Annotated in this window: 19 protein-coding genes; 9 read left to right on the top strand and 10 right to left on the bottom strand. The window is 29.3% G+C overall.

The features are described 5' to 3' along the window. Positions 1-63 precede the first annotated feature (63 nt). Positions 64-693: a YceI family protein gene (locus VJY38_RS03780; RefSeq protein ID WP_353679334.1), complete on the bottom strand. Its 630-nt coding sequence runs from the start codon at positions 691-693 to the stop codon at positions 64-66. A 200-nt stretch (positions 694-893) separates the two neighbouring features. Continuing rightward, the gene (locus VJY38_RS03785) at positions 894-1151 is read right to left on the bottom strand and encodes a hypothetical protein (protein WP_353679335.1); all 258 of its coding nucleotides are present in this window, start codon (positions 1149-1151) and stop codon (positions 894-896) included. Positions 1152-1277: 126 nt separating this feature from the next. Between VJY38_RS03785 and sucC the strand changes: the two genes are divergently transcribed. The 5 genes from sucC (at position 1278) to rfbA (ending at position 6231) form a co-directional block, all read left to right on the top strand. Then, positions 1278-2495: an ADP-forming succinate--CoA ligase subunit beta gene (gene sucC / locus VJY38_RS03790; RefSeq protein ID WP_353679336.1), complete on the top strand. Its 1218-nt coding sequence runs from the start codon at positions 1278-1280 to the stop codon at positions 2493-2495. Positions 2496-2557: 62 nt separating this feature from the next. Next, positions 2558-2929, top strand: coding sequence for a hypothetical protein (locus VJY38_RS03795; RefSeq protein WP_353679337.1), 372 nt, complete (start codon positions 2558-2560; stop codon positions 2927-2929). Between the two features lie 42 nt (positions 2930-2971). After that, complete coding sequence (locus VJY38_RS03800) at positions 2972-4306, top strand: cytochrome ubiquinol oxidase subunit I (RefSeq protein WP_353679338.1); 1335 nt, start codon at positions 2972-2974, stop codon at positions 4304-4306. Beyond that, a complete protein-coding gene (cydB, locus tag VJY38_RS03805; protein WP_353679339.1) occupies positions 4303-5322 on the top strand; it encodes a cytochrome d ubiquinol oxidase subunit II in 1020 nt (339 codons plus the stop codon). The genes VJY38_RS03800 and cydB overlap by 4 nt, the downstream gene beginning before the upstream one ends. Before the next feature lie 45 nt (positions 5323-5367). Beyond that, positions 5368-6231 carry a glucose-1-phosphate thymidylyltransferase RfbA gene (gene rfbA, locus VJY38_RS03810; protein ID WP_353679340.1) on the top strand — a complete coding sequence of 288 codons (864 nt, stop codon included), beginning with the start codon at positions 5368-5370 and terminating at the stop codon, positions 6229-6231. Positions 6232-6241: 10 nt separating this feature from the next. Here rfbA and VJY38_RS03815 read toward each other — a convergent pair whose 3' ends face one another. From VJY38_RS03815 to VJY38_RS03845, 7 genes are all read right to left on the bottom strand, one after another. Then, positions 6242-6706: a YbhB/YbcL family Raf kinase inhibitor-like protein gene (locus tag VJY38_RS03815; RefSeq protein WP_353679341.1), complete on the bottom strand. Its 465-nt coding sequence runs from the start codon at positions 6704-6706 to the stop codon at positions 6242-6244. A 74-nt stretch (positions 6707-6780) separates the two neighbouring features. Continuing rightward, positions 6781-7530: a cytidylate kinase-like family protein gene (locus VJY38_RS03820; RefSeq protein ID WP_353679342.1), complete on the bottom strand. Its 750-nt coding sequence runs from the start codon at positions 7528-7530 to the stop codon at positions 6781-6783. A gap of 139 nt (positions 7531-7669) precedes the next feature. Next, positions 7670-9319: an amidase gene (locus VJY38_RS03825; RefSeq protein ID WP_353679343.1), complete on the bottom strand. Its 1650-nt coding sequence runs from the start codon at positions 9317-9319 to the stop codon at positions 7670-7672. Positions 9320-9344: 25 nt separating this feature from the next. After that, on the bottom strand, positions 9345-12572 hold the full coding sequence (locus tag VJY38_RS03830; RefSeq protein WP_353679344.1) for an alpha-mannosidase: 3228 nt from the start codon (positions 12570-12572) through the stop codon (positions 9345-9347). 346 nt (positions 12573-12918) lie between these two features. Beyond that, the gene (locus VJY38_RS03835) at positions 12919-13218 is read right to left on the bottom strand and encodes a hypothetical protein (RefSeq protein ID WP_353679345.1); all 300 of its coding nucleotides are present in this window, start codon (positions 13216-13218) and stop codon (positions 12919-12921) included. Further along, positions 13215-14813, bottom strand: coding sequence for a sodium:solute symporter family protein (locus VJY38_RS03840; RefSeq protein ID WP_353679346.1), 1599 nt, complete (start codon positions 14811-14813; stop codon positions 13215-13217). The genes VJY38_RS03835 and VJY38_RS03840 overlap by 4 nt, the downstream gene beginning before the upstream one ends. 86 nt (positions 14814-14899) lie before the next feature. Continuing rightward, positions 14900-17983 (bottom strand): ligand-binding sensor domain-containing protein, encoded by a 3084-nt coding sequence (locus VJY38_RS03845; protein WP_353679347.1) that lies wholly within the window; start codon positions 17981-17983, stop codon positions 14900-14902. 157 nt (positions 17984-18140) lie between these two features. On the opposite strand from VJY38_RS03845, the gene VJY38_RS03850 reads away from it, so the two are divergent. Then, positions 18141-18785, top strand: coding sequence for an HAD family hydrolase (locus tag VJY38_RS03850; protein ID WP_353679348.1), 645 nt, complete (start codon positions 18141-18143; stop codon positions 18783-18785). Between the two features lie 13 nt (positions 18786-18798). On the opposite strand, the gene VJY38_RS03855 is transcribed toward VJY38_RS03850, so the two are convergent. Beyond that, positions 18799-19626 (bottom strand): peptidoglycan DD-metalloendopeptidase family protein, encoded by an 828-nt coding sequence (locus VJY38_RS03855; RefSeq protein ID WP_353679349.1) that lies wholly within the window; start codon positions 19624-19626, stop codon positions 18799-18801. Positions 19627-19723: 97 nt separating this feature from the next. Between VJY38_RS03855 and VJY38_RS03860 the strand changes: the two genes are divergently transcribed. The 3 genes from VJY38_RS03860 (at position 19724) to VJY38_RS03870 (ending at position 23465) form a co-directional block, all read left to right on the top strand. Beyond that, complete coding sequence (locus tag VJY38_RS03860) at positions 19724-20980, top strand: toxin-antitoxin system YwqK family antitoxin (protein ID WP_353679350.1); 1257 nt, start codon at positions 19724-19726, stop codon at positions 20978-20980. A gap of 87 nt (positions 20981-21067) precedes the next feature. Further along, positions 21068-22729 (top strand): hypothetical protein, encoded by a 1662-nt coding sequence (locus VJY38_RS03865; protein ID WP_353679351.1) that lies wholly within the window; start codon positions 21068-21070, stop codon positions 22727-22729. Between the two features lie 25 nt (positions 22730-22754). After that, on the top strand, positions 22755-23465 hold the full coding sequence (locus VJY38_RS03870) for a GDSL-type esterase/lipase family protein (protein WP_353679352.1): 711 nt from the start codon (positions 22755-22757) through the stop codon (positions 23463-23465). The last annotated feature ends 13 nt before the right edge of the window (positions 23466-23478 follow it).

A 23478-nucleotide genomic window follows, 5' to 3' on the forward strand; every position in this document is an offset into this window, starting at 1 on the left:
TAAATTTGCTAATTTATAAGTATCAATTATACTCATTATGTAGTGGATAGTGATTAAATAATTTTATTTAGTCCTTACTCCAATCATATTAATTTCTATGTTTATCTTTTCAGCAACTTTACTACCAATTATTTGATTATCAATATTAAAATCAGAAAGCATGATAAAAAATTTACCTCTAATACCAAGCAAATCGCCCTCTGCCCTCTTTTTAGTTTCCTCATTTTCTTCAAGATAAATTGCTTCGGCATTTGCTATAATTTCTTTTGTTACTCCATGTAATGTAAAATTCCCGATTACATCAAATGTTAATTTGTTACCAGATATTTGTTTTACATTGTTAACAGATTTGACTACAAATTTTATATAAGGATATTTTTTTGAGTTAAGCCAGTTTTTACTTCTAAGATGCTGATTTCTGAGTTCAATCCCTGTATTTATTGATTCAACTTCAACTGTAATTTCTCCTTTTAATGTATTTGCAAAATCAGATGTATTAAAGGTAACTATACCGCTAATTCCATTTGCTGTTCCTGTGATATCTTCGAGGGGAGTTGTACTATAAAAAGTAGCATAATTTCTACCTGCTTTATCATAAAAATCAAAAGTTACTTGACCACTTTTCTTTACATTAAAACTTTGTGCTAAAACTAAATGGGCTGTCAAAAAACAAACTAATATATATTTAGTCATTTCCCTAATCTCGATTTTATATCACAAACATTACGATTATAACTAAAGTTCATTGAAAATTATACTGATGATATATAAATAATTCACCATCAAAATAATTTAGTAGAGAATAACATTTCAAAGGGAATATCCATAAAAATGGAATTAATTTAATTGATATATAAAAAATTGCAGGTAAATATATAATTCTAAAAGCAACCCTAATTTTTATTTCTAAATAAGTATATAAACACAATGCTTACTATAGTTATTATCCCGCTTATTAAAAGAGTTAAATCAAGTCCCAGAACAAATTTGTTAACCCATTTTTTTTCTGTCCATCCAAATAATTCATCTTTTGTTTCTATTAATACTTGAGTCTTCGTAAAAATATCACCCCCGCTAATTAACCATACTAAAAATGTTACAAATATTAATTCAATTGCAATCATTACTACTATTTTTTGTTTTTTATTCATTTCCCCTCCAGTTTGCAATAAAACAATATTTTCTCCTTTATAATTCATAAATTGAATCTATAAATAAAATAAATTAATTTTTGTTTAGTAATTAGCTTATTCAGTAGACTATTTAAAGGTATCAATATGAAAATTCACGAATATCAAGCAAAAGAAATCTTAAAAAAATTCAATGTCCCAGTACAGGATGGAATTGCAATTAATGATATTTCCAACTTTGACAATGCAATATCAGAGTTGCAATCACGAGGAATAAATCAATTTGTTGTTAAATCACAAATACATGCAGGTGGGCGAGGTAAAGGAAAAATTTATAATGTTAATAATAAAGATGAATTAATATTAGAAGGTGGTGTTAAATTCACTACTTCTGTAGAAAAAGCAAAAGAATATGCTTCAAAAATGCTCGGTAATTTAATTGTAACTCATCAAACAGGACCAGAAGGAAAAGTAGTAAAAACAATTTTTATAGCCGAAGGACTCGATTACAAAAAGGAATTATATCTTGGAATTTTACTCGATAGGAGTGTTTCAAAAAATGTTATTATGGCTTCAACTGAAGGTGGGGTTGAAATTGAAACTGTAGCAGCAGAAACTCCAGAAAAAATTCTAAAAATATGGATTGATCCATTCATTGGTTTACAACCTTATCAAGCAAGGGAACTTGCATTTGGATTGGGACTTAATGGAACTGCATATAAAAATTTTATTCCATTTATAATGAACTTATATAAAGCATATGAAGAAACCGATGCATCACTTCTTGAAATTAATCCACTGATTATTACTAATGATGATAGAGTTATTGCATTAGATGCAAAAATGAATTTTGACGACAATGCATTATTCCGTCATCCTGAAATAGTTGCACTTCGAGATCTTAATGAGGAAGAACCTTTAGAAATTGAAGCTTCGAAATACAATTTAAATTATATTAAACTTGATGGTAATGTGGGATGCATGGTTAATGGTGCTGGACTTGCAATGGCAACTATGGACATCATCAAATTAGCAGGAGGCGAACCTGCAAATTTTCTTGATGTTGGCGGAACAGCAAACAAAGAAACAGTTGCAAATGGATTTAAAATAATTCTTTCAGATCCAAATGTTAAAGCAATATTGATTAACATATTTGGTGGTATTGTTCGATGCGATAGAGTAGCTCAAGGCATCATTGAAGCAGTAAAAGAAATTAATGTAAAAATTCCAGTTGTAATTCGACTTGACGGAACAAATGCAGAGCTGGCAAAAGAACTTCTTGAAAACTCAGGTTTAAATTTTGAAGTAGCATCATCTTTAAAAGATGCTGCATATAAAGTAACTGCTGTGCTTGGAAAAAATTAACTGAATAAAGTAAAGTTTATGCAGTAATAAAAACTTAGTAATTAAAATCTGGAAACAATTTCATGATTGAAATTAGAATTACAATCGAAGCTTTTATGTCGATACTGGTTGAAAAAATGAAAATCGAATTGAAGCACAGGCAACGAAGTGGATTAATACCAGTAGGATTAAAACTTGAAGAACTAAATTATTCACAATTCATAAAAATAGTAGAAGCTTCTATTTTTGATACTCTGTTTATGCTTCCCATCGATTTAGTAATTCATGATAATAACATAACTTACATAATAACAGAAGCAGTAAAATCACTTGGAAAAATCTTTAAGAAAGATGAATTATTTTTATACAATAAAAAGAATGCAAAGAAAATTGTTGATACAGTAATCAAATTTCTATCAGAAAAAATTAAAACAACTGACTTTCATAATAATTAATCGTAATATAAACCATAATTTAATTGATGCAGGAGAATTAATATGGATCCAGTTCTACTTGCACGCATACAATTTGCTTTAACTGTAGGATTCCATTTTATATTTCCCCCATTGAGTATTGGACTTGCCTGGCTACTTGTGATTATTGAAGCAATTGGATGGAAAAGAAATGATGAAACTTATGTAATGCTTGGAAACTTTTTTGGAAAAATACTTGGACTAATATTCGCTATGGGAGTTGCAACTGGTATTGTAATGGAATTTCAATTCGGCACCAATTGGGCTGAATATTCAAAATTTGTTGGCGATGTATTTGGAGCTCCACTTGCTGCCGAAGGTATTTTTGCTTTTTTTCTTGAATCAACTTTTTTAGGACTCTACATATTTGGAAGGAATAAAGTTTCTAAAGGTGTTCATTGGTTTTCAATTCTAATGGTTGCAATAGGTGCAACAATTTCTGCATTCTGGATACTGGTAGCAAATTCATGGCAACAAACTCCAGCAGGTTATGTAATTAAAAATGGTAGAGCAGAACTTATAGATTTCTGGGCAGCAGTTTTTAATCCTTCAACATTACCAAGATTTTTTCATACATTTTTAGCTTCATTAATCTCTGGCGCTTTCTTAATGATTGGAATTTCTGCATACCTCATATTAAATAATAAAGAAACTGATGCTGCAAAAAAATCATTAAAATTAGCTTTGATCTTTGGATTTATTGTTTCTGTACTTCAATTATTCCCTTCTGGACATGAACATGGACAGCAGGTTGCACGTACACAACCAGAAAAATTTGCTGCTATTCAAGGTTTATACACATCAAAATCTAAAGCACCAATAGCTATTTTTGCTATACCATTCGATAACCCTCCTGAATTAAAAGTACCAATTGAAATTCCGGGCTTACTAAGCTGGTTAGCATTTGGAGATATCAACGCTAAAATAAAAGGTATTAATGAATTTCCTGATGATGAAATACCACCACTCTTTTTAACTTTTGTTTCTTATCATAATATGGTTTTACTGGGAATTTATTTTATTTTAATTACTGCGCTTGGCACTTACTATTTATGGAAGAAAAAATTGTGGAATAAAACCAGACTTCTTAAAATTTATGTCTGGTCAATACCTTTACCTGTAATTGCATGCGAGTTAGGCTGGATAGCAGCTGAAGTTGGAAGACAACCCTGGATTGTATATAAATTATTAAAAACCAGCGATGCTGCTTCAATTACTGTATCATCTGGTGAAATTTTATTTTCCATAATTTTATTTGGTATAATTTATTTATTTCTCTTTTCACTCTTTCTTTATGTATTAATTAAAAAGATGAAACATGGACCTGAACCATTAAATTCACAGGAGGCTCTGATATGATAGACCTCAATACAATCTGGTTTATATTAATTGCAATTTTAATTGCTGGATATGCAATCTTAGATGGCTTTGATCTTGGAGTTGGTATTCTTCATCTTTTTACAAAAGACGAAAGTGAGAAAAAAATTAATTTAAATGCAATTGGTCCAGTGTGGGATGGAAATGAAGTATGGCTTATAACAGCAGGTGGTGCATTATTTGCTGCATTCCCAATTGTATATGCAACAGTTTTTAGCTCTTTTTATATTGCTTTAATGCTATTATTAACTGCTCTTATTTTTCGTGCTGTTTCTTTTGAATTTAGAGGGAAAGTAGATTCTATTACATTTAAAAAAGTATGGGACTATGCTTTTGGTCTAGGAAGTCTATTTGCAGCTTTATTACTGAGTGTTGCTTATGGAAATATATTAAAAGGGATTCCAATTGATGAAAATAAAATTTTCCATGGATCTTTTTTTAGTTTGCTAAATCCATATGCAATTGTTATAGGATTAACAGGAGTAGTTCTTTTTATAATGCACGGTGCAATCTATATGACATTGAAAACCGAAGAGACACAACTTCAAAGAATGACTAAATGGGCAACTTCTTGCTGGATGGCATTTATTATTCTTTATTTAGTAGCAACATTTCTTACATTTTTCTATTCAGGATTCTTATTCGAGAATATAACAGAAAATCCTTTATTCTGGATTTTATTTTTATTATTACTTCTGTCCATAGTATATATTCCTTTGGGCTTGAAGAGTCAACAATACTTTAAAAGTTTTATTGCTTCTTCACTAATAATATTTTCTGCATTTTCATTAAGTGCATTAAGTTTATATCCAAGATTGGTTCCATCAAGCATTAATCTAAATTATAGTTTAAATGCTTATAATGCTTCTTCTTCACAATACACATTAAAAACTATGCTAATTATTGCAATCATTGGAATGCCTGTAGTTATAGCTTATACAATATTTATCTACAGAATATTTAAGGGAAAAGTTGTTATAACTAAAGATAGCTATTAGCATGTAAATCATTTTTTTAAAAACATTCAATATAACGAGGATCAAATGAAAGGAATTGTACTTGCAGGTGGTTCGGGAACAAGAATGTATCCAATTTCAAAAGTTTATAGTAAACAATTAACATTAATTTATGATAAACCATTAATCTATTATCCTATTTCGGTTTTAATGCTTGGTGGTATAAGAGAAATATTAATCATATCAAATCCAGAAACTATACCTTTATATCAAAAACTTTTCGAAGATGGATCACATTTAGGATTAAAAATTAGTTATGAAATTCAAGTTGCTCCAAATGGAATAGCAGAATCATTTATTATTGGAGAAAAATTTATAGCTCAGGATTCTGTTACATTAATTTTAGGCGATAATATTTTTTATGGAAAACTTGATTTCTTTTATAAAGCATTAAATCACAATAAAAAAGGAGCAACAATATTTGCATATCAGGTAAACGATCCCCATCGTTATGGAATAGTTGAATTTGATCAAAATGGTAAAGCTATCAGCATCGAAGAAAAACCTAAAAATCCAAAATCAAATTATGCAGTACCAGGTCTGTATGTTTATGATAACAAAGTTGTTAATATTGCAAAAAATTTAAAACCATCAAGCAGAGGTGAATTAGAAATTACTGATGTTAATAAAGCCTATTTAGATTTAGGTGAATTGCATGTTGAAAAAATTGGAAGAGGAGTTGCTTGGCTTGATACTGGAACACCAGAAGCATTATTAAAAGCTTCTCAATTTTTTGGTGTTATTGAAGATCGACAGGGACTAAAGGTAGCATGTCTCGAAGAAATTGCTTATCAAAAAGGATTTATTTCAAAATCAGAGTTTAAAAAAGTAGTGGAAAATATTCCTAAATCACTTTATAGAGATTATCTCGAAAAAATTCTGGATGAATAATTTTTAAAAATTATCTCTTTCTCTGATACTTACCAACAAGTTGTGCAGTTGCTTTTATATGTCCTTTCATTGCATCGAGTAATTGTTTTTTGGTTGCACCTTCTTTTAATGATAAAACTATATCCAGAGCATAAAGTTTGAAAAAGTATCTATGAACTCCAGAAGGTGGGCATGGACCACCATAACCTTTTCGATGCCAATCATTTAATCCTTCAATAGCTCCTTTTGGCAATAAATTTTTGTTCGATGCTGCTTCTTTAAATTCATTAACCTCAGGTGGAATATTAAAAACAATCCAGTGTACCCAATCACCAATTGGAGCATCTGGATCATCATTTATTAATGCAAGTGATTTAATGCCTTCAGGAATACCACTCCAGCTCAATGGAGGAGAAATATTTTCACCATCACATGTATATTTTGATGGTATCATCTCGCCATCTTTAAAAGCAGAAGATGTAATCTTAAAACTCATTTTATTCTCTCCATTTATAAAAATTAATATGAAAATCAAAAATGCAAAACTGTTCTTTCTGAGTTTCATAATTATTATTCATTTATTACTTCAACAACATTTTTAGCAAAAAATTTGGGGAACTTTCTTATTACACAATGAGCAATCATTTCTGCAACTTCTTCCGTTTTCAAATAATTAGTATTAATAACAACATGATAAAGAAGTGGATCTTCAATATCTTTATGAAAATATTTCCATATATAATTCTTACGAGCTTCATCTTCTCCTTTAATAAAATCTGCAGCAGTTTTATAATCAATATTATATAATCTACAAGCATTTTCGATTCTATAATTTAAAGGTGCAACAAGTCGCACATGAAATGTATTTGGTTTTTTTGCTGTAATAATGTTTGCACCTCTACCTACAATAATAACGTTTCCATAATCTGCCAGTTTTAAAATGGTTTGAGAAATTTTATGTAGTAGTAAAATCTTATTAGGATTAATCCCGAGAATTTCTCCAAACCAGGTTTCGATCTTAGGTGGTTTCTCTTCATCAATAAATTTTCTGAAATGATCTGGTAAGTTGTGATCTGCCATAATTTTTTCTATCAACTCTCTATCAAAATATGTCCAGTCATTATAACCTTCAATTGCTCGCGCATTTAAATACTCAATCAATTTTTCACAAATAGCAACAGCTCCTATTCCTGTTTGTCGTGAAAGTGTAATTGTTGGACCGGGATTAAGTTTTCTTTTTTGTTCTTTTGCTTCTTCAGAAGCTTCATAATGTTTCTCGATATAGAGACGAGCTTTTTCGTATGCGCCCAGGACTTTCATAAAACCTCCAAAGTATTTTGAATATGGAGGAGAGGAAAACAACTGAAATAAATGTAATAAAAAGATTGAATAATGTGAATGGTTTAAAAACTCTCCCTCAAAAAAATTTTTAGAAAATAAGAGGGAGAGTCTTATAAAATTATTTAAATAATGGTGGATGTTTTTTATGGAAGTTTGTTACATCTTGAAAAAATTTTGCGAAAGCTATTAATCTTTCTTCATCAAATAGATTAGCAATAAATGTAAAACTTGTTGGTGTTCCTTTATCAATGAATCCATTAGGTACAACAACGCAAGGATGTCCAGTTAAGTTTGTAGTAAGTAAATTATTTCCTTTCCATGATGGTGCAATGTATATATCAACTTTATCAAAAATTTTTTTCATCTCTTGAATTAACATAAATCTAATTCGATTAGCATTAATATATTCTACAGCAGGTATAAATCGAGACGCACGAAATACATTAGGCCATGCATTTTTAATTTGTCTTTTTAATAAATCATCTTTATTTGAACGAGTAAGCTCATCAAATGCAGCAGCAGCCTCTGCAACAAGTATTATTGCTAAATCTTCTGTAGAAATTTCCGGTAATTCAACAGGAATTAATTCTACGCCAAGTTCCTTTAATTTCAAAAGAGCAATTGAATCATTTTTATGAAATGGATAATTACTATCAAAATCATTTTTCAAATAACCAACTCGAATTTTTTTAATATCAATTTCTGGTTTATAATTAAAAGCTGCATCATAAATTGTTGGATCAATATTATCAGTTCCTCTTATTGCATCAAACACAATAGCAAGGTCTTCTGCATATCTGCAAATAATTCCTAATTTATCCATCGACCAGCTTAAAGCCATAGCACCTGTTCGGCTAACTCTACCATACGTAGGTCTTAAACCTGTTACACCACATACAGTTGAAGGAGAAACAATTGATCCCCAGGTTTCTGATCCAATTGCAAATGGAATTAAACCTGCAGAAACCGAAGCTGCTGAACCAGCTGAAGAACCACTGGAACCTTTTGTTGTATCCCATGGATTTCTTGTCATTCCACCAAACCAAACATCTCCCCACGCTAATGCACCTAATGAAAGTTTTGCTACCAAAACAGCACCAGCATCGTGTAATTTTTTTATCACAGTTGCATCTTCGTCAATTATTTGATCCTGATATGGTTCAGCTCCCCATGTGGTTTTGTATTTTTTTGTTGATAACAAATCTTTCACTCCATAAGGTATACCATGTAACATCCCTCTATATTTCCCCTGAGCAATTTCTTCATCAGCTTTTTTTGCTTCTTCAAGTGCTCGTTCTTCTGTTAAGGTTACTACGCTATATAACTTCGGCCCAAATTTTTTTAATCGTTCTAAAAAGAATTTTGTAAGTTGAGTTGAAGTGATTTTTCTTGTTTTTATTAAATATGCCAGCTCACCAATTGAATAGTAAGCTAAATCATCAGGATTTTCTGGAAGCTTAGTATAACTATAATCATTAAAGGAAATTTGTTGTTGTACATTGTTAATTTTGAAACCAGCAGGAACAGGATTAAATTGAATTGCTGGAGGGATACTATTATCAATTTTGATTTTACGAATATTTAAATAATTTGCTAATTGTTCATTCAAAGCATCAAGCATCGAATCTCGTTCTGCATCTGTAAATTCAAGCCCAATTATTTTTTCTGCATTAACTACATTTTCTTTTGTGATCTTTTCTTGAGCATTTATGCTTTGAAGTATGCCATAAAATAATAACAGAATAAAAACCTTTAAGACTAACTTCATGGTTTTAGACCTTATGATTTTAATGTTATAAAATAACTTTCAAAATTTTTATAGAATTCTTTTTCAAAGAAAATCTGATAGTATTTTTTGTAAACTGAATTTCTTTCAAATTTTCCTCGAGTATATTTGATTCATAAACTCGAGATGGATTAAAAGGTAAGCTTAATTCTACTTCACTATCTTTTCCAGTAGATTCGTAGATTGTAATTAAAAATGCATTTGCATCTTCTTCTGATTGTTTCATTGAAGTTAAAATTGCATTCTCAGGATTTATTTGAATAAATGAATGTGTTTCTGGTAAATCGCCCGAATGCAAATCTTCTGCAATACAAAGAAGTGGATAATTAAATTCATATCCTTTGAAAACTGTTTCGCTCTGTTCAACTCTTTTTTCATGAGGATAAAGTGAATATTCAAATGAATGATTTCCTCTATCTGCTGTTGGGTCCGGCCATTGAGGAGAACGAAGCAAAGATAATCGCATAATATTTCCTTTTGTATCATATCCATATTTTGAGCGATTCAATAAACTAATACCAAAATTATCATCTGATAAATCAGCCCATTTCTGAGCATTAACTTCCCATTTCCCTTTATCCCATTGAGCTTTCAAAGTTGTTGATCGTTTAATAAATCCAAAAGGAATTTCATAAGTAGCTAAAGTATCGTAAACATTAAATGGGAATGAAACTTTTAGCATTGTTTTATTTTCCCACCATTCAATACTGGTTTTAAAATCAATTCTATCCATTCCATCATATAAAATAATATCCTGAACAAAAAATGAATTTGGAAAATCTTCAGTAGGAAATTCTTTAACAACTCCAGGTTTCAAATAATCCCTATAGCATCTTAATACTTTTCTTACAGGACCATTTTCTACCAGTTCAGCTTTTCTAAATTTAGATGGATACTCAATTCCAGTTAAACCAATATTCCAGGCATCCCATGCTGATGGTTTATCTTCAAGAATTTGAAGTTTATTTCCTTCGTCTGCAAGTAATTCTTTATTAAATCTTTTATCATAAATACTTTTTATCCATCCAGTTTCTGGATTAAGTTTTATATGGAATAGCTCATTTTCTATTTTATAAATGTCTTTTTCAATTTTCACTTCATCTTTGTTTTTATTCAAATCAGATTGTTTTAAAACAAATGTTCTATAACCAAGCGCAGGTATATTTTGTGCAATAAACAAAATCTCTCGTGTTAACAAATCTTTCTGAATTGTTTGAGATGGAATTTTATTACCATTCAAATCAAAAATTTCATAACCATTAAAATCACCTTCATTAAGTTGAAATTTTACAATATCAGTTCTTTCCCAGCTAAGAGGATTAAATACAATTAATGCTTTACCTTCAGTTACAATAGAAGTATTAATTTTCTTAGCAATATCTTTTAGAGAATTCTTCAGAACAAAATTGCCAAGTTTATAAGATTCTTTATAATCATTTTCTGCATCAATATAAATTTCTCGTATACCTGAACCAGGAAGAATATCATGAAATTGATTGAACAATACATTTTTCCACGCTTCTTTAATTAATGGATGATAATCTTTTTTAGTTAATAATTGAGAGATAGAAGAAAATTTTTCTGCATTGGTTAGCAATACTTCACTTTTGCGATTCCACATTTTAATATTTGATTGAGTGGTTGCTGTGCCCCGATGATATTCGAGATAAAGTTCATCATTCCAGATTGGAAGTTTAGATAGATCATGTTTTCTCAACCAGTCGATATAATTTTGAGCAGTATTAAATTCAATATTAGGAAACACAAATAAATTTTTTAATTCATCAATTCTTGCCATCATTTCAAGAGAAGGTCCTCCACCATGATCTCCAACACCAAATAATACGAGTAATTTTGTGAAACCAGTATTTGCTTCAAATTGTCGTAACCAATCAACTAACTGAAAAGGATTATCAATTGTATTAACATAATCGAATGGGAAATAAGTAAGTATTTTTGAACCATCAGGTGCTTGCCACCAGAACAATCTATAAGGAAAAACATTTGTATCGTTCCAGCCAATTTTTTGAGTAATGAATGCATCCAATCCACCCAGTAACATAAATTGAGGTAGATTCCAATTATAACCAAAAGAATCTGGATTCCAGCCAATTCGTGCTTTAATTCCAAAATTATCTTGAAAGAATTTTTGACCATACAATATTTGTCGTATCCATGAATCACCGCTGGGCAAATTGCAATCTGGTTCAACCCACATACCGCCAGAAATTTCCCATCTTCCTTTCTTAACATAATTTTTTATTTGATCAAATAAGTCTGGATAATCTTTCTTCATCCAGTTATAAAATGCAGCTTGACTTTGTGTGTAAGTAAAATCTGGTCGTGCATTAAACATATTCATAACTGCAGAAAATGTTCTTTTGCAAACTTCTTCTGTTTCTTTTTTCCTCCATAGCCATGCAGCATCGATGTGTGCATTTGAAGCAAATTGTAAAGTAAAATTTTTAACAAATTTTTTTACTGGTTCTAATTTCTTCAATACTTTATTAACAGAATTTATGAATCTTAATGTATCGCCATTATTCAAACCGCTTAAATCAATTTCAGATGCAAGATTTTGAAGAAGTGTATTTAATTTCTGTTTTTCTTTTTTGTCAAATTTTGAGAGGTCAATTTTAGGATCGGTTTTAACTCTTGCATTTGTTTGATAAGTATCGAAGCTCAAAAGTTTGCGGGCTACTTTAAAACTTAAGGAAAGATTCTTCATAAGTTTTTGTGTAGAAGTCTGAATTTCAAAATCTAACTTTGCTCTAATTAATCTAAGTGGACCACCTGTATTAATAGCTTTTATTAGTATAACATATTTTTCTTCTGGAATTGCATTGTCAGTTAATAAAACTTCACCGTCCCATGGAAATTTTCCTTTGAATTGACCATTAATCCACATGTAACTGAAGTCATCAACAGAATTAAAAAATTTAATTCTTCCTTTAACAGGTGTTCCTGCAATAAAAGATGGGATAACAATAATTTTTCTAAACCAGCATGAATCAAGCTGAAGGCGTTCATTAAGCTTAGCAGTTTTCCAGCTGGAGTCATTAAAATCAATTTGGGATAACTGTTCAGGTGTTAACGAAAAATCAGTAGAATATTTCCAGTTATCGAATGATACTTCGCTTAATGAATCAAGAGCATTAATTAAAAGATCAATTTTACTTTGTGCAAATAGAACTGAATGAAAAAATATTAACAGGAAAAATATTTTCTTATTCATAGTATCTCTCAACAAAATTTGTTATGTGTATTTAGTGTTTTAAAATAATAAACACAGATAACCAGGATTAATATCATCAAAATCATTTTACCTGAGTTATCTGTGTTAATTAAATTTATTTAGAAAATTTTTTATAAAGTAACCATGTTAAAAAAATTGATAGTCCTAAAATTAATGCGGGAAATATTATACCCAAGATGGGACTACCAATTCTCTGTAAATTATCAATTAGAGAAATCATTTTTCACCCTTTTTAGAATGTTTATTATGAGAGTACCACGCTAAAATCAGTCCAAGAAAAGATGCTACATATGCTATTGACATCCCAATTACCATAGCTAAACCTTTATCCATTTAATTCCTCCCAGCGTGCTTGACGCTCTAATTGTTCTAAATATTCATGTTGTTTTTTTTCATATTCACCTGAAATCACTTTTAATTTTGGATCAATAATCCAGTGCATTAGCCATGTTAAGAATGCACCAATAATCAAAGTTACAAAACCCCATAAATTCAACAAAAAGCTTCCTACTGTTCCAATCATTAAAAGAATATAACAGATTGGTGATAAAATAACAGCAAACCAATCTTCTTTATGCCATTCATCAGCTTCCCATGGTGTCCATTTTCTTCTTATAAAACTCATTTATTACCTCCACTATTATTTTCAATATGAACTAATAGACCAAGTCTTTGTGCTTCTCTTTTAACCGGTCCCCACCATCCAATAGGTCTTGCCTGAACATAATATTTTACAAGATGTTCCATTGGTTCTGGTTTGGTTAAAAGAGTAACCGGAATAAAAATAATTGCTCCAAGAATCATTAAAAGCCAGAATTGTTGATAGTCTGCTAAATGAGGTAAAACACCCCAATGAGGTAAAATCCAAACAACCAGCCAGCTTAAACCGAGATTAGCTATCCAGGCAGATAAATAACCCCATGCATTAAAACGCCACCAGACAACCTGTAAAATATTAGGTAACCATATTCCTGCAGCCATAAGCCATAATGCAAAAATTAGCCATGAGGTTATATCTTCCATCATTAAACCATAGAAGAAAGAGCCAAGTAATAAAATTAGAGTAGCAATTCTTCCGACCCAAACAAGTTCTTTTTCTGAAGCAGTTGGTTTGAAATAATGTAAATAAAGATCTCGTGTAAAATACATTGCACCAAGATTAAGATGAGAAGCTATTGTTGAAACATGAATTGCAATTAAAGCTGCAAAGAAAAATCCAATTAATCCAGTTGGTAAGGATTCAAATCCTAATCTCAACCAGCCAAGTTCATATTCTGCTTGAGATGAAATATTAGGAAACATAACAAAAAAAGCCAGAACAGCTGCAGCCCATATAGCATTTCGAGTAAGCACAAGTGCAGTTCCCCACCATATACTATAACTTGCATCTCTTACAGATTTAGCACTTTGAATTCTTTGAGCTTCGACATACCAATCTATACTTGTTCCCATTCCAAATCCACCAAGAATAGCAATAATCATCATTGTTATAAACCATGCAACCGGGAAATCACCTTCGAACCAGCCAGTAAAAGCAAATGGATTAAGTCTCCACGATTGGCCCATAGCAATTAATTTGTTTTGAATTTCGAATGGACCTCCAGCAGCAATAATTCCCCAAATTGATACTAACAAGATCATTAAAAATGCAATAATACCCTGTTGAAAATCTGCCATTATCACACCCCAATAACCAGCAGCTAATACATAAATAGCACACAAAGAAGAAAAAACAACAAGACCTATCCATAATTCCCAACCAAATAAGTAATTACAAACTTTTCCCATTGCAATTCCAACCCAGCCAAGAATAAACATATTCATAAAAACCTGCCAGCCAGAAATCCAACCTCTTAACATTTCAGCTCCAAGTCCATGAAATCTCAAGGTATTCCATTCTGCTTGAGTATAAGCAAGCGAGCGTCTAAAAATTCTTGTGGAAACAAAAGCACTAATTGCACACCAGGCAGAAAAGAAAGTATACCAGAGTCCTGCAACTCCATATTTGTATATTACACCTGTAACCCAGATTGGAGTATCTGTAGCAGTATGAGTAGCATAAACAGAAGAAGCTGGCAACCACCATGGTAATCCTCTCCCTGCAAGAAAAAAATCTGCCTCAGAACGTTTACCAAGTCTATAAAATGCTACTCCCAGACTAATAGTTACTAAAAGAAATGCAATAACCCAGAACCAATCAAGGAATTGAAATTGAACCATATAGACTCCTGTTAATGTCAGTTTTCAAATAGATTAACATGAAATTATGGAGAGATTATATTGAAGTCAATAAAAATTTTCTGTGTTCATTTTGCTAAAGGAATAGTGAAATAGACAGTTGTTCCTTTATTTAATTGGCTTTCGATCCAGAGTTTTCCACCATTTTTAATAATATGTTCTTTACATAGTATCAATCCCAGACCAGTCCCTTTTTCGCCTGTTGTTCCAAGCTTAGTAAATTTTGAATCAAGAGAAAATATTTTATTAATATCTTCTTGATCAATTCCAATTCCAAAATCTTGAATTGTTACTTCAGCATAATTTTCATTTTCTTTTACTTTTACTAAAATGTCACCTTTGGGATAAGAAAATTTAATTGCATTTGATAACAAATTCATTAAAACAGATTCTATCGATGTTTTATCTGCAAGAACAATTATACCATCCTTGCAATTACAAGTTATATTTATTCCCTTTTGTTTAGCAAAAATGTCTACAACCGAAATTGAATTTTTTATGCTTTCAGTAATATCAAAATTATGAAATACATATTCTAATTTTTTTGTTTGAATACGAGACCACTCCAGAAGGTTCTCAATTAAATTATAAAGAGTTAACGAAGAATTTCTAATTTGTAATAACATATCATCTAATTCTTCATCTGTAAGTTCTTTTCTATTATTGTGTAGAAATTCTGAAATTGATGATATAGAATTTATAGGATTTCTTAAATCGTGAGAAAGTATGGATATGAACTTATCTTTTGTACTGTTTACTTTTTCAAGTTCAGCTGCATATTCTTTTAATTCATTTTGTGCTTTTTCTCTTTTAATTATTTCATCATTTAATTCTTCTGTTCTTTTTCTTACTAAATTCTCAAGCTTTTCATTTAATGCTTCTTGCTTACTTAATTTCCATTTTATTATTACAAATACAAGTCCAATAAAAAATAATGGTGCGAAAATCTTAAAAATAGTTGTTTGATAAAAATAAGGTGGTATTATAACTTTTACAGTAGCTTCTTTATTGTTCCATTGATTATAATAATTAGATACTTTTACTCTGAACTTATATTCTCCAGGTTCAAGATTATAGTAAATTACAAATCTTCTATTAGAAAATTCATGCCATTTATTTTCAAATCCTTCAAGTATATATCTATATTTTAATTTTCTTGGTTCAATAAAAGAAGGTGCAATGTAATCAAAGCGAAGTATATTAATCCCAGCAGTTGTTTTAATAATTGGTTTTAATTCAACAGGTTGAAAATCAGCCAAAACACGTGTAACATGAACAGGTGGAATAAAACTACTATATTTCAATTTAGCTGGATTAACAAAAGTAACCCCATCAATAGTAGCAAACCATATTTTGCCAGTATTATCTTTAAAAGTAGTCCACATATAACCACCATTACATTCAGAGTTTTTCATTCCATCATTTGTATTAAAAATTTCTACATGTATAGTATCAACCTTTCCCTTAACAAATTTTTCTAAATTGGATTTTGAAACTTTGAAAATCCCATTATTATAACCACACCAGAAATTCCCCAAATTATCCTCTGTTATTGTTTGTATTTCATTTGTTGGCAATCCATTTCTTTTTGTGATTTTCGTAAACTTTTTACCATCATAATGAACAATACCACCACCACTTGCTGTCATCCATAAATTACCTTTGAGATCAGAATAAACAGAATAAATTAAATTGCTTGGAAGACCATCTTCTTCTGTATAATAAGTATAATTATTTCCATCATACTTTATTAATCCCTGACCAACTGTACCGAAATAGTATGTATTATTAATATTTTCTGTAATAAATCTAATTCCCAATCTTGAAGATTTATCATCTTTACTAAGACTAATTAATTTCCCTGCTTTTAATTCAAATAATCCTCTATCACCACTTCCAATCAATAATCTATTCTTTGAATCACGAAATATTGATGCTATTGAGAAATCACAATATTTTTTTGTTCTATTGTTATAGAAAAGATATAAACCAGTTCTCGTACCAATCCAGATGCTATCACCCAAAGCATACATTGTTTGTACTATTGAATTATCATTTCTGTTAAGGAAGAAATTTTTTATTTCTTTATTATTAATAAGTGATATGTATCCACTTGAGGAAGCAACCCAGATGCCTTTTGAATTTTGTGTTATTGCTCTTATAAATCTTTCTTTTAATCCTTCTTCTAAGGAGTATGTTGTAAAATTACCATCACGAATTCTATATAATCCATTATTATAACTTCCTACCCACAAGTTTTCTTCCTTATCGATAAATAGGTCAAGTATTAAATTATTTTCCAAATTATTTTGGAATGTATAAAAATCAATTTTATTATTAACAATTCTACAAATTCCTTTTTGTGTAGCCAGATATAGAATTTTGCTTTCATCTTCAATAATATCCATTATCTGCAAACCATAAAGAGCGTTTTTTAAATTATAATTTTTTACTTGAGCATTAACAATTAAATCCAATCCTTTATCAGTACCCACTAACAATCCATTATTACTCAAATGTAAAGCACGAACATAATTACTTGATAACCCTTTATTTTTGTCAACTACTGTGATTACAAAATTATTCTTTTTAGAATAGTCAATAATTACAACACCAGAATTTTGAGTGGCTAAATAAATTTTACCATTTTTATTTCCAATAATTCTATAGATAATTTGATTATCAAGAAATGATGCCTCATTAAATTTCTTTATTTTATTATTTTCAAAATAATTTAATCCTGTTGATGTCCCCACCCATATTCTTCCATACTCATCTTCATACAGTGATCTTATCATACTATTCATAAGACCATCTTTTGATGTATATAGTTTTATTTCTTTCTCTGAATACTTCAGTAAGCCATCGAATGTACCAACCCATAAATTTCCTTTACTATCTTCAATTATATTTACAACAAGTGAATTCTTCATTTCCTCAATATTATCTGGATTATAAATAGTAAACCTAATTCCATCAAACTTAACAAAACCTTCTTCTGTACCAAACCAAATAAAACCATCTTTTGTTTGAATTATACTATAAGCAGAATTTTGAGGTAAGCCTTCTTTTGTAGTCCATTGATCTACAACATATTGTGTAAATAATTTCGAGGTATCTAAAACCTGAGAATATAAAATTTCGGAGAGCAAAAAAACTAATAAATAATATATCTTTATTTTAATGGTATGCATTAATTTTTTATATAACTTCCCTCAATTATTATCGTAGTAATTATAAAATTGTTTAATGTTATTTTTAAAAATATTTTAATTAAATTTTAATATCCACAAAAAAATTTAAATAAACATGTTAATTAAAAATTATAAACATATTATCTGGGACTGGAACGGTACAATATTAAATGACATAGACTTAAGCTTGAATATCATCAACAATATACTTAAAGAAAGAAATCTTAACACTCTCACAAAAAACAGTTACAGAGAACTTTTTACAATTCCTGTTAAAAACTATTATGAAAAATTAGGTTTTGATTTTAATAAAGAATCCTTCGAAGAAATTGGTAAAATCTGGATTGAAGAATATGAAAAAAGAAAATATGAATGCTCACTTTACAATGGGATTGAAATTGTACTAAAAAAAATTAAAGATTCAGGAATCGAGCAATCAATACTTTCAGCTTATTCTCAGCATACACTCGAAGAAATGGTAGATTATTTTAGTCTGAGAAAATACTTCAAATACATTGTAGGATTGGATAATATTTATGCAGCAAGCAAATTACATCTTGGAATAGATTTGATGAAAAAACTTAAAAATGGAAAAGGCGAAACGTTAATGATAGGTGATACACTTCATGATTATGAAGTTGCCACAGAAATAGGTGCAGATTGTATATTAGTTGCAGAAGGTCATCAAAGTAAAGATATTCTAATAAAAAGCGGTGTAAAAGTTATTAATAATATTTTAGAATTAATTGAGTTTGACTAATTATACACTCATTTTAATTCAATTCTTTTATATCAAACAAACTCATAGGATCAATTCTTTTATTAAACCATTGAACTCCAAGATGAAGATGAGGACTTGTAGATCTTCCGGTTGAACCAACCAATCCTATTAATTCTCCCTTTTTAACTTTTTGATTCTTCTTAACAAAAATTTTACTTAAATGTAAATAAATACTACTTAATCCCTGACCATGATCAAGCAAAACAAAATTTCCATTATAATAAAAATTTTCTCCAGCTAATCTTACTATTCCATCTGTAATTGCATAAACAGAATCACCTTCTGCACCCTCAAAGTCCACTCCATTATGAATATTATGCGGTTCATTATTAAGAATTCTTTGAACTCCAAAATTTCCTGTAACTTTAATTGAATCGAGTGGATAGCTAAAACCAGCAGAGTATAAAGCAGTTTTTACTTTCCCAATTTTTTTACGAGCTGTTTTAATTATCCTGGTTTCATTTTTAATTCTCTTTAGTTCCCTTTTAGGCGGTCGGATATATTTTTTTTGAATTACCAAACTTTGCTCTCCGTAATCTCTCTTTTCTATCTCATATTCATATTTTAAAGTTTTTTTATTTGTCAATTTTATATTAAGAGTAAAACTTCCCTTTGCATTTCTATCGAATCCAAATATAAAAGTACCAGACTTATCAACTATTAAAGGCTTTTCATTAAGTCTTGCTGCTTTTATATTTTTGCCCTGCCCAATAATTATTCCACCAGCTTTTGCTTCACCATAAAATTTTATTTCTTGAGATAATATATTCGATATAGCCAAAAAGAAAATAAATATATAAGAAAACTTTTGATGTTTCATAAAATTACTTTTTATTTGAAGTTTAGTAATCAATCCTTTACAAATGTATAAAATCTTTTATATAATTAGTAAAAAAGTATACTGAATTATGATAAAAATGTTTTTAATAATAATATTTATTTCACTACTCACAATTTACCCACAGGAAATAAAAAGAGAATATTATAAAAATGGGAAATTAAAATCCGAAACCACTTACGTTAATGGAGTTAAACATGGTATCTACAGAGAATATTATGAAAGTGGTAAACTATGGAAAGAATGGAATTTTGTTAATGGTAAAGAAGAAGGAATTTCTACCTGGTATTTTGAAGATGGTACAAAAAGTATGGAGTGGAATTATCACAATGGTAAATTAGAGGGAATATCAAGGTGGTATTACGAAACAGGTGAATTATGGGCAGAACCAAATTATGTTAACGATGTTCAGGAGGGATTAAGTAAAACTTATTATAAAAGTGGTGCACTTCAGGCTATCTGGAGTTATCGCAATGGCAAATTAAATGGCATTTCAAAAATATTTTATGAAAATGGTCAACTCGAAGTTGAAAGAAATTATGTTGATGATAAGTTAGAAGGTGTAAGTAAAGTTTATTACGAATTTGGAGCTTTAGCTCTCGAAGCAAATTTTAAAAACAATCAATTAGATGGCAACTCATATTTTTATTATCCTGATGGTTCAATAAAAGTAATCGATACTTATTCAAATGGACAAATAGTAAAACGTGTAAGATATGATATCGGTGGTAAATTCGATAAAATAGAAGAAAGTTTTGATGAATATTACGACGAAGGAACATTAAAAGCCGAGCTTAATTTCAAAGAAGGAAAGAAAAATGGTAGAATTGTTTATTACTATAAAAATGGCTTTGTAAAATCAATTTTAAATTATATTGATGATAAATTAGATGGTGAGTGTAAGTTTTATTACGATAATGGAATAATTTCAGAAATCACAAATTTTAAAAATGATCTTAAAAATGGTTTATCAGTAAAATTCAATAATAAAGGAATTAAAATTTCAGAAGATAACTATAGCGATAACATACTCGAAGGTAAATCGAAAACTTTTTATGAAACTGGTGAACTCAAATCAGAAAGATATTTTAAAAATGGCAAACTCGATGGAACAGTAATTACTTATTATAAAAATGGAAAAATAAAAGCTGAAGAGAATTATAGAAACGGATTAAAAGAAGGCATTTCGAAGTGGTATTATCAGAATGGAATAATTTCAGATTTTTTGATTTACAAAAACAATTTATTAAATGGAAAATGTTATAGTTATAACGAAGATGGAATTGTTATTAAAGAGACAGTTTATAAAGATGGAGAAATAGTTAATTCACATTAAGTTTTTCGATAAAAATAAAAGCTATTTTTAATAAAGTTTATTATCTTTAATTAAATAAATTAAATTAATCATGGAGGGAGCATTTTAATGCCAATATTTTCGTCGAAAATTAAAATGGACCTTGAAAAATTAAAAGAAGAAAATGATGAACTAAAAAATACCCTCCACGCTTATGTTCAAAAATATTCCAGTCTTACAGAACTTAATTCACAAATTGAACAGGCAAAAAAAGAATTAGAAGAATTAAAGAATAGAATCGACGAATTAAAAAACAATGCATTAATTATTGAAGATGATATCAATGAAAAAAATATTCAACTAAATCAACTTAATGAACAAATAAAAGAACTGGAAGAAAAAAAATCTACTCTTGAAGCCAGCACTTCTTTACAGTATGTAGACCTTAGTGAAATTTCAGAAGAAAAGAGAGATATTTTAGATGAATATGAACAACTCAAAAAGGCATACCAGCAATTAAATGAAGAATATTTAGAACTTCAAAACGAATTCAATCAATTCAAAATACAAAAAGAAGAACAATACGATAAACCAAATATTGAACAGGATGAAGAGTTAATTAAATTAACTGAGATCCGTAACGAACTCATTAATAAAATCGAGCAATTAAAAGAAGAAGAAAGTCAAAGAAATTCAATACTGCAAAAACTTGAAGAAAAAATATCAGTATCCGAAGAAATTAAAACCAATCTTGAACAAAGCCTTAGCACACTCATTAATCAACTATCCGAAAAAGAAAAAATTTATACCGAATTTATATTCAACAGAGACGCATTATTAGAAGAAATTCGTAATATCGAAAAACAACATGATGAATATGAAATCAAAATTAACTTCAATAAAGAGCAAGCAGAAATTTTAGAAAAAGAAATAAAGGAATTAAACGAGAAAAAAAATGAAATTATTAATGAGATAAGAAATTATGAACATTTTAAAAATGAATTACAGGAAAGATTACTGATTCTTAAAAAAGAAGAAGAAAATTTAATCGAAAATATTTCCAAACAAAAACAGGAAATAGAAGAATACGAAAAAAGAAAATATGAAATTGAAAAATCTCTATTACAAATAGAAAACAATATTTCACAGGCACTCTTAAAATTTACCGAAGAAATTAATTCTTCTCAGAACAAATTAAATCTTATTAAGCAGGATATACTCAGTAAAGAAAGAGAGATCAATGAAAAAGAAAAAGTTCTACTCGAAAAAGAATCCAGAATAGCTGAATATGATGGAAACATAAAAGTTCTCCTTAAAGAAAAAAATTCCATTGAAGAATCTATATTAATGCTTAAAGAACAACAAAAAGATTTGAATGAAGAAATAATAAATCTCAAAGATTATATCACAAAACAAAAATCTTTTCTGAATGAATTAAAGTCTGAGATTCATGTTTTAATGAGTAAAAAAGACTCTCTTGAAAAAGAAATCAAACAACTATTAAAAACAGCAAACGAAAATTATTCCACACTCGATGAGAGTAAATATAAACTTGCACAGGATATAATTGAAAGTCAGGAAGAATTAGATAATCTAAAAAATCAAATCAGCACCTTAAAAGAAGAATTGAGAAATCTAAAAACAGAAAGAGCTAACGAAGAAATAAGAAAAGAAGAATATACCACCAAGATTACAGAATTAATTGCTATGGAAAATAATCTAAAGTATAAAATCTCTGAATATGAAAAACAGCTTTTAAACTTACAACAGCAAACTGAGAAATCATCTTAATCATATTAATTGAAGTTAATGATAAATGAGAATACCATATAAAATTCTTTGCCTGATTTTAATAACTTACTTTTCATACATAAATTATTTATACTCTCAACAAAAAAATGACACCGTAAGATATAAAGCAAATCCAAATTACACTTTGCAAACCGCAATGTTCGATATCTATAAAACAAAGCAAGCTGATATTGTAATGCTCGGTAATTCTTTAACTGCTGGAACAAACTGGTCTGAACTACTGGGTAGAACAAATGTTGTTGCTCGTGCTATTCCAGGTGATATTCTTCCAGGATTTATTGCAAGACTGGATTATGTTATTAAACTTAAACCAAAAATTGTTTTTATTATGGGAGGTTTAAATGATATTTATAATTGGACTCCAGTTGAAGAAATTTTTAATAACTATGTAAAAATTGTTTCAACACTAAAATCCAGAGGTATTATTCCTGTAATTCAATCAACAACTTATGCTGCAAAAGATTATGCAAAAGATTGGGGTGGTACTCCTGAAGTAAATGGTAGCAGAAACAGAGAAATTGATAAATTAAATAAATTGTTATTTGAATATGCCAGAAAAAATAATCTTGATTTCATTGATATAACTTCTAAATTAGCAACAAGCGATAAATTTTTACGACCAGAATTAACATGGGATGGAATTCATCTCAATGCTGAAGGTTATAAGTTGTGGGCTGAAGAAGTTGAAAAAGTTTTATCAAAATATAAATTATAAATCGCATGGGTAA

It is taken from the genome of Rosettibacter firmus (assembly GCF_036860695.1).
In the GTDB taxonomy this organism is placed as follows: Bacteria; Bacteroidota; Ignavibacteria; order Ignavibacteriales; family Melioribacteraceae; genus Rosettibacter; species Rosettibacter firmus.